This window comes from Blattabacterium clevelandi (assembly GCF_003268615.1).
GTDB classification, from domain to species: Bacteria; Bacteroidota; Bacteroidia; order Flavobacteriales; family Blattabacteriaceae; genus Blattabacterium; species Blattabacterium clevelandi.
On sequence record NZ_CP029844.1, the window covers coordinates 113,862 to 126,878 of the forward strand.

10 protein-coding genes are annotated in these 13,017 nt (G+C 25.0%); 3 read left to right on the plus strand and 7 right to left on the minus strand.

The features are described from left to right. The first annotated feature begins 40 nt into the window (after positions 1 to 40). Both DM817_RS00550 and DM817_RS00555 read left to right on the plus strand, forming a co-directional pair. Complete coding sequence (locus DM817_RS00550; RefSeq protein ID WP_113738133.1) at positions 41 to 487, plus strand: SufE family protein; 447 nt, start codon at positions 41 to 43, stop codon at positions 485 to 487. A 35-nt stretch (positions 488 to 522) separates the two neighbouring features. Next, entirely contained in the window at positions 523 to 1,878 is a 1,356-nt protein-coding gene (locus tag DM817_RS00555) for an aldehyde dehydrogenase family protein (RefSeq protein WP_113738134.1), read from the plus strand. A 2-nt stretch (positions 1,879 to 1,880) separates the two neighbouring features. Here DM817_RS00555 and rpoN read toward each other — a convergent pair whose 3' ends face one another. The 6 genes from rpoN to leuS all read right to left on the minus strand — a co-directional run bounded on the left by rpoN (position 1,881) and on the right by leuS (position 10,508). Beyond that, entirely contained in the window at positions 1,881 to 3,371 is a 1,491-nt protein-coding gene (gene rpoN, locus DM817_RS00560) for an RNA polymerase factor sigma-54 (RefSeq protein WP_113738135.1), read from the minus strand. Positions 3,372 to 3,374: 3 nt separating this feature from the next. After that, the gene (gene asnS / locus DM817_RS00565) at positions 3,375 to 4,793 is read right to left on the minus strand and encodes an asparagine--tRNA ligase (protein ID WP_113738136.1); all 1,419 of its coding nucleotides are present in this window, start codon (positions 4,791 to 4,793) and stop codon (positions 3,375 to 3,377) included. 15 nt (positions 4,794 to 4,808) lie between these two features. Then, complete coding sequence (locus DM817_RS00570; protein WP_113738137.1) at positions 4,809 to 5,363, minus strand: ribosome-recycling factor; 555 nt, start codon at positions 5,361 to 5,363, stop codon at positions 4,809 to 4,811. 9 nt (positions 5,364 to 5,372) lie between these two features. Continuing rightward, entirely contained in the window at positions 5,373 to 6,083 is a 711-nt protein-coding gene (pyrH, locus tag DM817_RS00575; RefSeq protein WP_113738138.1) for a UMP kinase, read from the minus strand. Beyond that, positions 6,080 to 7,513 carry a Glu/Leu/Phe/Val family dehydrogenase gene (locus DM817_RS00580; RefSeq protein ID WP_113738539.1) on the minus strand — a complete coding sequence of 478 codons (1,434 nt, stop codon included), beginning with the start codon at positions 7,511 to 7,513 and terminating at the stop codon, positions 6,080 to 6,082. The genes pyrH and DM817_RS00580 overlap by 4 nt, the downstream gene beginning before the upstream one ends. Before the next feature lie 166 nt (positions 7,514 to 7,679). Further along, positions 7,680 to 10,508 (minus strand): leucine--tRNA ligase, encoded by a 2,829-nt coding sequence (gene leuS, locus DM817_RS00585; protein WP_113738139.1) that lies wholly within the window; start codon positions 10,506 to 10,508, stop codon positions 7,680 to 7,682. Between the two features lie 154 nt (positions 10,509 to 10,662). On the opposite strand from leuS, the gene mgtE reads away from it, so the two are divergent. Then, a complete protein-coding gene (gene mgtE, locus DM817_RS00590; protein ID WP_113738140.1) occupies positions 10,663 to 12,021 on the plus strand; it encodes a magnesium transporter in 1,359 nt (452 codons plus the stop codon). On the opposite strand, the gene DM817_RS00595 is transcribed toward mgtE, so the two are convergent. After that, positions 12,016 to 13,011 (minus strand): RluA family pseudouridine synthase, encoded by a 996-nt coding sequence (locus tag DM817_RS00595; RefSeq protein ID WP_113738141.1) that lies wholly within the window; start codon positions 13,009 to 13,011, stop codon positions 12,016 to 12,018. The genes mgtE and DM817_RS00595 overlap by 6 nt on opposite strands. Positions 13,012 to 13,017 lie beyond the last annotated feature (6 nt).

Below are 13,017 nucleotides of genomic sequence, written 5' to 3' on the forward strand. Positions count from 1 at the left end.
ATAAAATATCCAATATATTTAATTTTGTAAAATATTTAAAATGACATTACAGAATAAAGAGGAAAAAATTAAAAAGGAATTTCTTCTTCTCAAAAATTGGGAAGAAAAATATGAATATATTATAGATTTAGGAAAAAATTTACCAAAAAAGTCCGATATTTTTAGATCCGAAGATAAATTAATTCATGGATGTCAATCTAATGTTTGGTTGGAAGCTAAATTAAGAGGAGTACGTGTTTTTTTTAATGCAGATAGTGATGCTCTTTTACCTAGAGGAATGGCCGCTATTATGATTCGTATATATTCAGGTCATTTTCCATTTGAAATTATTTCATATAAGGACAATTTGATTTCTGAAATAGGATTTCGAACATTTTTATCTCCGATTCGTGCTAATGGTATACTTTTATTTTTAAAAAAAATTAAGTATTATGCAATAGCTTTTAATGAAAAAATTTCTGTTAGTTGTAATAGTAAAAATACGTAGGTATTTTACCATTTTTTTCTTTATAAAAAAAAATCATGAAGTTCCAAACTATTAATCCGGTTGATAATAATATATTAAATACTTATTCTTTTATAGAGGATCAAAAAATTAATGATAAACTCACTTTAGCTAATAAAGCATATGAAGAATGGAAATATCTTTCTTTTTCTTCTAGGATTGAATACATTAATAAACTAATATCTTCTATGAAAGATGTTTTAGATATTTTATCGTATTTAATAACCCAAGAAATGGGAAAACCTATAAAGCAATCACGTAAAGAAGTCAATAAAAGTATCAATTTATGTAAATATTATATTGATTTAGAAGAATCTATTTTGTTTCAAAATATCTATACTGAATATGAAAAATCTTACATTCGATTTGAACCTATAGGTCCTATATTAGGAATTATGCCTTGGAACTATCCTATTTGGCAAACTATAAGATATGCAATTCCTAATATTTTACTAGGAAATGTCATTGTTTTGAAACCTTCTATTAATACGGTAGGTTGTTCTATCCTTTTAGAAAAAATATTTATTGAATCTGGATTTCCAAAAGGTATTTTTCAAGTTTTTTTAATAGATATACCTAAAATAGAATTAGTAATAGCAAATCCTATCATACAAGGAGTATCTTTTACAGGAAGTTATTTAACTGGAAGTCATATAGGAAATATAGCAGGTAAATATATTAAAAAATCTGTTTTAGAATTAGGAGGAAATGATTCTTTTATTGTAATGAAAGATGTAAATAATATCCAAAAAACGGCAAAATTTGCTACAGAGTCTAGATTAAATAATACAGGACAATCGTGTATTTCTGCTAAACGTTTTATTATAGATCATTCTATTGTCGATGATTTTATAGATCTTGTTATTCAAGAAATGAAAAAATATAATCAAGGAGATTTATATGATGAATCTACTAAAATAGGTTATATAGCTCGTTCAGATTTATCGGAAAAATTGTATAAACAATATAAAAATCTTATTTCTAATAAATGTAAAATATGCTTAAAAACTACAAAAAATGGAAATTTTTTTTCTCCTTCTTTATTAAGAATAGAAGATAATAATTTATTTTTTTCAGAGGAAATATTTGGTCCAATAGGGTTAGTTTATACTTTTTATCATGAAAAAGAAATTCCTTCTATTGTTAATGCTACTTGTTATGGATTAGGAGCATCTATATGGACTAAAGATTTAAAAAAAGCAGAAATATTATCCAAAAAAATAAATACTGGAATGGTATTTGTTAATGAAATTGTAAAATCAGATCCTCGTTTCCCTTTTGGAGGAGTAAAAAAATCTGGATATGGAAGAGAACTTTCTGCTCTATCTATAAAAGAATTTTCTAATTGGAAAACTATTATTATAAAAAAATAAGATCATAAAATTTTTCGCATTCTTGATACAGATATTTTCATTTGATTTCTGTATTTAGCTACAGTTCTTCTAGCCACTATATATCCTTTTTTGTTTAAAATTTTTGATAATTTTTCATCAGTAAGTGGTTTTTTTTTATTTTCTTTTTCAATAGATTCTCCTAATAATTTTTTGATTTCAATGGAAGAAATTTCTTTTCCTTCTTCATTAATCATTTTTTCAGAAAAAAAACTTTTTATCAAGAATGTTCCATATGGAGTATTTACATATTTACTATTAGCAACACGAGAAACAGTGGATATCCCTACTCCAATTTTTTGGGATATATTTTTTAAAATCATAGGTTTTATTTTATATGGATCGCCAGTTAAAAAATATTCTTTTTGATAATCCATAATAGCGTTCATTGTTAACATTAATGTATTTTGACGTTGTTTTATCGATTCGACAAACCATTTAGCAGAATCTATTTTTTGTTTTATAAAAAAAATAGTATTATTATCATTTTTTTTCATATTTTTTTTTGAATACTTATAAGATTTTAACATATCTAAATATATAGAAGATATTTTTAGTTCTGGTGTATTTCTATGATTTAGAGATAGTTCTAGATTACCTTCTACTATACAAATAGTAAAATCTGGAATTAAATGATCTAAATTTCTAGTATTTTCAGAATATATTTTTCCTGGTTTTGGATTCAATTTTTCTATTTGATAAATAGCTTTTCGTAAATTTTTTCTTGTTATTCCTAATTTATTTTGCAGCTTTTGATAATGTTTTTTTGTAAAAAATTTAAAATTATTTTGTATAATCTTTTTGGCAAGATAAACCTCTGTTGATTTTTTTTTATTTTCTAATTGTAGAAGAATACATTCTTGTAAATTTCTAGCTCCTATTCCTATAGGATCTAGTTTTTGTATATAATTTGAAAGTAATTTTTCAATTTTTTCTTCAGTAACAGATATTCCAAGTATCAAAAATATGTCATCTACTATAGAAGGAATTGGTCTTCTTATATATCCATCTTCATCTATATTCCCTATTATAAAATCTGATATCAATAAATCTTCCTTATTTAAAAAACGAAAAGTATGCAATTGATTTTTTAAATATTCTTGAAAAGAAATTCCAGAAATTATTGGTATATATTTTTTTTCACTATGATTTTGATTGGGTAGATTATTTTTGAAATCTAAAATTTCATCATCACTTAAATATTCATCAATATTTATTTCATCACTATCTATAGATGGATTTTGATCTTCTGAAAAATCCATCATGTTTTCTGATATATCTGAATTTTCATCTTCTTCACTAATATTGATAGAATTCAATATATCTTCTTCCATTTCCAATGCTGGATTTTCTTCCAATTCCTGTTTAACTCTTTGTTCAAAATCCAAAGTAGATAATTGCACCAATTTCATGAGTTTTATTTGCTGGGGAGAAAGTTTTTGTTTACCTTTTTGTAATAATTTTTGTTTTAACATTTTTTAGAATTCTGCATTATTTGGTGTTCTTGGAAAAGGAATAACATCACGAATATTTTTCATTCCTGTAATAAATTGAACTAAACGATCAAATCCTAAACCAAATCCACTATGAGGAACAGAACCAAAACGACGTGTATCTAAATACCACCAAAGTTTTCTATCATCTATTTTTGTATCTTTCATTCGCTTCAATAAAAGATCATAACGTTCTTCTCTTTGAGATCCTCCGATGATCTCTCCTATTTTTGGGAACAAAATATCCATAGCCCTCACTGTTTTTCCATCATTATTTATACGCATGTAAAAAGCTTTAATACAGGAAGGATAATCAAAAACAATTACAGGATGTTGAAAATGTTCATTCACTAAATATTGTTCATGTTCTGATTGTAAATCCATCCCCCAAATGATTGGATTAAAAAATTTTTTATTTTTTTTTTCAAGAATCTTTATAGCTTCAGTATAACTAATCCTTTGAAACGGAAATTTTAATATAAGTTCTAGTCTATCTAAAATGGAAAAATTATCCTCTTGATTCCATTTTTTTATATTTTCTTTTAAAAAATATAAATCTTCCACACAATTTTCAATAATGTATCGTATGATAAATTTTAAAAAATTTTCTGCTAAATTCATATTTTCTTCTAAATGATAAAAGGCAATTTCTGGTTCTATCATCCAAAATTCGGATAAATGTCGTGAAGTATTGGAATTTTCTGCACGAAAAGCAGGTCCAAAAGTATATACTTTTCCTAAAGATAAAGAAGCAGTTTCTGCTTCTAATTGTCCAGATACACTAAGATAGGTTTTACATTGAAAAAAATCTTTTTTATAATCTATTATATCCCCTTTTTTTATACATGGAATATTTTTTAAATCCATAGTCGTAACCTGAAACATATTTCCAGCTCCTTCAGCATTTAAAGTAGTAATAATTGGAGTATTAATATAAAAAAATCCATGTTCATGAAAATATTTATGTATAGAAAAAGCTATATGATGACGTATACGTATAATACTACTAAAAATACTTGTACGGAAACGTAAATGTGTTTGTTTACGAAGTTTTTCTAAACTATGTTTTTTCGGTTGTAAAATAGATTTTTGAAAATTTTCTATATCTACTTCTCCATATATACTTATATATAAAGATTTAATTTCTATAGATTGTTTTTTCCCTATACTTTTTTTTATGATTCCTATAACTTTAATAGATGTTCCAATGGTAATTTTTTTGATTAATTTTTTATCTATATTTTTAGATAAAACGATTTGAATATTTTGAATTGTAGATCCATCGTTTAATGCAATAAAAATAGAATTACGAAAAAAACGTATCCATCCTTCAACTAAAACTTTTTTTTCTAAAAAAAAATCACTATTATTTAACAATTCTTTAATCGAATATTTTTTTATCATGAAATCTCCATATTTTTATATTTTTAAAATTTCTTTTTCTTTATAAAGAAAAAGATTATCAATATTTTGAATATATTCAATCGTTATTTTTTGTATACGAATTTCTCCTGATTGAGATAAATCTTGGGACAATTTTAATTTTTTTATGGATTGATTATTTTTTTTTCGTATTATTCTCACGGATATTTTTGCCTTTTCTATTTGTTTTTTTATTTTTTTCATCAAATTTTTTCTTCCTTCTTCTGTAATAATAGGAAGATTAATTTGAATATATTCTCCTTTATTAGTAGGCATAATTCCTAAATTAGTATCTATAATGGCTTTATCTATATGTGAAATAAGAGAACGATCCCAAGGTTGAACTGTGAGAGTCATATTATCTATAATAGTAATACTAGCTACTTCTATTAAAGGTAAAAAAGTACCATAACACTTTATTTTTATTTTTTCTAAAAAGGAAAGAATGGATTTACTTCCTAAACGAATATGATAAATTTCCTCTTGTAATTTTTTTAAAATTATTTTCATGTCTTTTTTACAAGAAGAAAAAATTTTATTTAATTCATCCATAATTTTTTATTATTTTTTAGAAACTAAGGTCCCTATTTCTTCTCCGGAAATTACTTTTTTAAAATTACCTTTTCTATTGATATCAAAAATAATAATGGGTAAATTATTTTCATTCCCTAAAATAAAAGCGGTTTGATCCATCACTTTTATTCCCATTTGATAAGCCATATCGAAGGATATTTTTTTTAATTTTTTAGCATATTTATCTTTTTCTGGATCTTTAGTATAGATCCCATCAACTCTAGTTCCTTTCAATAAAACATCGGCCTTTATTTCTATAGCACGTAATACAGCTGCTGTATCTGTAGTAAAATAAGGATTTCCTAATCCTGCTACAAATATAACTACTCTTCCTTTTTCTAAATGATGAATAGCTTTATCCTTGACAAATGGTTCCGCTATTTGATCCATTCTAATAGCTGTTTGTATTGAGGTACATATTCCTATATTTTCTAAGTAAGATTGTAGTGCAATTCCGTTTATAACAGTAGCTAGCATTCCCATATAATCTCCACCTATACGATCTATTGTATTATTTAACCTAGAATAACCTCTAAATATATTTCCTCCACCAATAACTATAGCTACTTGAGCCCCCATATCTACAACCTTTTTTACTTCTTCAGCATGTTGTTGAAGACGAGTAGAATGAATTCCAAAATTGTTTTTTCCCATAAGAGATTCTCCACTTAATTTCAATAATGATCTTTTGTACTTCATGGAAAAATTCCTAACTTCTCATAAGAATCTATGATTTTATTTATGGAAAGAACAAAAGCAGATGTCCGCATAGTTTCTATTTTTAATGTTTTTTTTAGATCATGAATTTTATGAAATCCACTAATCATTGTATCTTCTAAACCACTACGTACTAAATCTATTTCTCTTGGTCCTCTTAAAATATTTTTTTTTTCTTCTTTTGGAATTTTTTTATGAGTAATAGTTTCAATAACCTGTAAAAGGTCAGAATTCATATTTTCATTAAATCGTTTTTCCATCCGACCATAACGTACATGACTTAAGTTTTTTAACCATTCAAAATAAGAAACTGTCACCCCACCAGCATTTAAATAAATATCTGGAACTATAATGACCCCCATTTTTCCTAATATTTCATCAGCTTCAGGAGTTACCGGTCCATTTGCAGCTTCTCCAATAATTTTAGCTTTAATACGATTAGCATTATTCTTATGTATAACATTTTCTAATGCAGCAGGTATTAGGATATCACATTCTAATTCTAATGCTTTTTCAGTATTTTCAATATTTTTTGATTCTGGGAAATTTAATATGGATCCAGTATTTTTTAAATGTAGTATCACTTGAGATACATTCAATCCATTTTTATTGTAAATAGCACCCTCTCTTTCTGCTAAAGCAACAATAATAGCACCGGATTCATGAAAAAAATGAGCGGCATGATAACCTACATTTCCTAGACCTTGTATTATAATTTTTTTACCATCTAATCCTAAATCAAGACCAATAGAGAACATATATTCTTTCATACAACATAATTCTCTAATTCCGTAAAAAACTCCTAATCCAGTTGCTTCTTTTCTACCTCTAACACCTCCTTGAGAAATAGGTTTTCCAGTTACACAGGCTAAGGCATCTACTTCTCCAGGAAGTATAGATAAAAAAGTGTCAAAAATCCAGCTCATTTCTCTTTCTCCAGTTCCATAATCAGGAGCTGGAACATCAATTCCTGGACCTATAAAATTTTTTTTAATTAATTCAGAAGTATAACGACGTGTAATCTTTTCTAGATTTTCGACAGAAATAGTTTGTGGATCTATTTTAATTCCACCCTTAGATCCACCAAAAGGTACATCTACTATAGCACATTTATATGTCATAAGTGCAGCTAAAGTCATAATTTCATCTTGATTTACTTTTATACTATATCTGATCCCTCCTTTACAGGGTAGTTTATGATGAGAGTGTTGTACTCTATAGGCTTCAATAACTTTTATTTTTTTTCCTATTTTTACAGGAAAGTGCATACGATATACAGCATTACAATATTTAATTTGTTCTAAAAGTCCTTTTTCAATAGAAATAAATCTTGCTGCTTTATCAAAATTTTTTTCTATAAAACTAAAAAAACTATTATATGTCCAAGCTTTATTTTTATTTTTTTTTGACATAAAAAAATTTTTACACATTTTTAAATCTAAAATGAAAAAATTCAAAAAAAAATGCTGTATTTATTGAATACAAATCTACGTTTTATGTTAAAATATTTTTTAAATATACAAAATATCTATTTGAATAGAGATTATTTTAATTTTTAATTAAAAAACTGATATTTAATTAAATAAACAAAATATTTATTATTTTGTATTGAATAATAATTACTCTTTGTAATACTTTCTCTTTTAAAAAAAATATAGTTTTAGGATGATTTAAAATTTTGTGTTTTATTTTTTCTATTGTTAGATTTGAATCAAAAATTTCTTTAAATTTTAATTTTCCATTAAACATAATTGGATATGTAATTTTTTTTTCTATAAGATATTTTGGATTGAAAATGGGTATAGGTGAAAATAAAATAGATTTTTTACCTCCTAATTTTTTCCAAATTTCTTCAGATATATGAGGAGAAAATGGAGCCATTAATTTCACTAAAGGTTCCAATATTTTTCTTTTATTACATTTTAAAATAGTTAATTTATTAACCATCATCATTAAATAACTAATAGATGTATTAAAAGAGAAAGATTCTATTCTTTCTTTTAATTTTTGAATTGTGTAATGTAAAATTTTCAATTCCTTAAATGTTGGAGATAAATCACTAATTTGAAATACTCCATTTTGATGGAATAAACGCCAAAATTTATTCATAAATTTTTTTATTCCAATGATTTTTTGATCATTCCAAGGTTTAGATAATGTAATTGGACCTAAAAACATTTCATAAATACGAAAAATATCTGATCCATATTTATCAGAAATATGATCTGGATTGATAATATTATATTTAGATTTGGACATTTTTTCTAATTTTCTTTTACAAAAGAAAATTCCTTTTTCTAAAAGGAATTTGGAATTGGAAAATTCAGGATTCCATTTTTTTAATTTATTTATATTTAATTCGTTATTATGATTTATTAGAGAAATATCTATATATATTTCTTGAAATGATATATTATTTTTATTTTTTAATAATCCATAGGAAACAAATATATTTTTTCCAATAATTTTTAATATCATAGCAGAGTGAATAAGTATCATTCCTTGATTTAATATTTTATTAAAAGGTTCTTCTGTTTTTATCCATCCTCTATCTTTCAGAAATTTATTCCAAAATCTTGCATAAATTAAGTGACCTGTAGAATGCTCAGATCCACCGATATATAGATCTATATTCTTCCAATAATTTTCTTTTTTATTGTCCAGAAAAAAATTTTGATTATGTACATCCATATAACGAAGAAAATACCAACTAGATCCAGCCCAACAGGGCATTGTACTAGTTTCTATTGGAAATACATATAGATTATCAATAAGAGTATTTGAAACTATTTTCATATTTTTTTCGTCCCAAGCCCAATTTTTCACTCTCATTAATGGAGATTTTCCGTTTTTTGGATGATAATTTTCTATTCTTGGTAAAAGAAGAGGAAGTTTTTCTATCGGAATAGTTTTAGGAATTTTATTTTTAAAATAAATTGGAATGGGTTCACCCCAGTATCTTTGTCTGGAAAAAACAGCATCTCGTAACCGATAACTGTTTTTTTTTATTCCAATGTTTTTATTTTTCAAAATTTGGATGATTCTTTCCCTGGCTTCTGTTGCATTTAGTCCATTTAAAAAATCAGAATTAATACAAATTCCATTTTTTCCTTCATAAGGTTCATTTTTATTATTTTTATTTTTTTCAAAAAAAACTGGTAAAATTTCTAATCCAAATTTTTTTGCAAATTTTAGGCTATATTTTTCGTGACTAGGTATACCAACTATAGATTTTACTTGATGATCTACAGAAAAATAATTACTAACATAAATAGGAATTTTTTTCCCATTAATAAATGGATGTCGAACATAGTTTCCGGTAAAAAATCCCGAAATAGTTTTTTCTTTTTCTGATTTTTCTACAGAATCTTCTTGCATATGCAAATATGCAAGAAGATTTTTTTTATGATTAGGAATAGTAATTGTTTTTAATAATGGATGATCTGTAGATATAATAATAAAAGTTATTCCAAATACCATTTCTGGACGAAAAATAAAAGATTCTATTTTTTTATCTTTTTTTTTAGAAAAAAAAAGTTCTAAAAATATGGAAGTTCCTGTTTTTTTTCCTATCCAATTATATTGAAGTCTTTTAAGAGAATTAGAACATTCAATAAAATCTAGACCTTTTAAAAGTCTTTCTACATAAGCGGTAATTCTTATATGCCATTGAAGCATTTTTTTCTTATAAATTGGATATCCACCTCTTTGGCTTTTTCCATTTTGTATTTCATCATTTGCTAAAACGGTTCCTAGATCTGGACACCAATTAACTGTATTTTTACATAAAAATGCTAATCGGTAATTTAAAAGAATCGAATCTTTTTTTAAAGAACTAAATTCTTTCCATTTTTTTGAATCAAATTGATTATTAAAGGAAGTACTAGCATTAACAGATAAATTTCCGTTTTTATTAAATTCTTGAATTAAAAAGTGGATAGGCTTAGCTTTTTCACTATCCTTATCGTACCAAGAATTAAAAATTTGGATAAACATCCATTGAGTCCATCGATAATAATCAGGGTTACTGGTATATAATTTTCGACTCCAATCAAAAGATAGACCTATTTTATCCATCTGTTTTTGATATTTTTTTATATTTTTTCTAGTAGTTTCGTAAGGATGCTGTCCAGTTTGAATGGCATATTGTTCTGCAGGTAGTCCAAAGGAATCAAATCCTATTGGATTTAATACGTTGTACCCTTCTGCACGTTTATATCTAGCATAAATATCGGAAGCTATATATCCTAAACAATGTCCTATATGAAGACCAGATCCGGAAGGATATGGAAACATATTTAAAATATAGTATTTTTTTTTAGTTTCGTTTTCTTTTATATGAAAAATATTGTTTTTTTTCCAATATATTTGCCAACGTTTTTCTAATTTTCGAAAATTATATTCCATGTTTATTTTATTTTAAATTCTATATAAAAATTCAATAATTTTGTTACGTAATTTTAGTGAGTGGTTTCTGTGAAAAACATTATTTAATTTCAAAATATAATTATCCATAATTATTTGATGATAATAAAAAAAGTTTTTCTAAAAAAGAAAATAAATGTTTAATAACCATCAAGATTGTTTAAAAAATAATTTTAACAAAAAATTTTTAAATAATCAAACTATTAGTTATTTGGTAACATTCATTCAAGATGATCCGGATAATTCTATAGAAATATTTTATTTATTAAAAATAAGTAAAGCTACTTCCGTTTTTAAATTTTTAGATTTTCCTATAAAAAAAAAAATTATTGAAGGTCTTCCATCTATTAAAATGATGGAATTGATGAATCAATTATCTGTGGATGATCGTGTATCATTTTTGGAGGATCTTCCAAAAGATTCATTAAAAGATTTGATTAAATATTTAAATCCGGAAGAAAAACGTAGAACTTTAATTTCTTTAGGATATCCTGAAAATAGTGTAGGCCGTCTGATGATACCATATTATCTTGCTGTACAAGAGACTTGGAGTGTTAAGAAAGTATTAGAATATATACGAAAAGAAGGTAAAAATAGTGATATAATAGAAATTATCTATATAGTAAATAAAAAAGGGAAATTAGTTGATGACATTAAAATAAGAGAATTTTTATTAGTAGATATAGATACTAAAGTCGAAGAATTAATGGATAGAAAATATACTGCTGCTTTAAATGTTACCGATACAGAAGAAGAAGCAAATAAAATATTTTCTATGAATAATAGAGTTTCACTTCCAGTAATAGATGATAAAAAAAATTTTCTTGGAATAGTAACTATAGATGATATATTATGGGTTTTAAATGAAAATTATAGAGAAGATATTCAAAAAATAGGTGGGATGGAAGCTTTGAATCAATCTTATCTAAATATTCCTTTATCTAAATTAATTAAGAAAAGAGCTGGATGGTTAATCTTATTATTTATAGGTGAAATGTTAACGACAACTGTTATGCAGAATTTTTCAAGTGTTATAGAAAAAGCCGTAGTTTTGGCTTTATTTATTCCATTAGTGGTTTCAAGTGGTGGAAATAGTGGATCTCAAGCATCCAGCTTGATTATTCAAGCAATGGCTTTAGGAGAAGTTAAAATAAAAGATTGGTGGATAGTAATGCGAAGAGAAATAATATGTGGTTTTTTTTTAGGGAGTATCTTAGGATTAACTGGATTTATCCGTGTTTTAGCCTGGCATAATATAAATTTTTTCAATTATGGACCTCATTTTATATTAGTTGGATTAACAGTTTTTTTATCTTTGATTTTCGTTGTTTTATGGGGGACCTTTAGTGGATCTATGTTACCATTTTTAATTAAAAAATTTAGAGGCGATCCAGCTAGCTCTTCTGCTCCTTTTGTAGCTACATTAGTAGATGTTATTGGATTAATAATATATTTTTCTATGTCTTATATTATTCTTCATGGTACTTTATTATAATAAAAATGAAAATCTTTCTCTAAATTTTTGAATAACTTTTTTCCAATCTTCAGGAATTGGACTAGTAAAATGACATTTTCCATTTTTTGGATGAATTAAGGAAAGAGAAATGGCATGTAATGCTTGTCTTTTTAAAATATTTAAACATATTTTTAAAAATTTAAAATTTTTTTTTGAAAAACTTTTTAAAATTTTATTTCCACCATAAATAAAATCATTAAATAATGGATGCCCTAAATATTTAAAATGAGCTCTTATTTGATGTGTTTTTCCGGTTTCTAAATTACAAGAAATATATGTTATATATTTAAATCTTTCTAAAACTTTGTAATGAGTTATTGAATATTTTCCTCTATCAAAATCTTTTTTCAAAAGAGTCATTCTTTTTCTATTTTTAGGGTCTCTTCCTATAAATCCAGTTATAGTGCCTTCTTCATTTTTCAAATTTCCCCATACTAAAGCTATATATTTTCTTTTAATAGTTTTAGAAATAAATTGTTGAAATAAAAATTTTTGTGCATATTCATTTTTAGCTAAAACAAGTAAACCTGAAGTATCTTTATCTATTCTGTGAACTAAACCTAACCTATATAATAATTTATTATTATTTTTTAAATGATATTTAATTCCATGAATTAAAGTCCCATTTTCATTTCCAATTCCTGGATGGACTACCATACCTGGTTGTTTGTTAACTACAATAATATCCTCATCTTCATGAATAATATCAAGAGGTATTTTTTCTGCAATAATATTTTTATATTCTAAATCTAGAATGGGTGGATAAGAAATTTCTATTTCTATAAAATCAAAAGGTTTTATTTGGTAATTTTTTTTTATAAAACGTTTATTTACTAAAATTTTTCCTAAATTTGCAGCCTTTTGGATTTGATTTCTACTAATATTTTGGATTGATTTTATTAAAAATTTATCAATTCGAATAGATTTTTGATTTTTTTTTAATAAAAAACTAAATTTTTTAATGTGCATTTATTT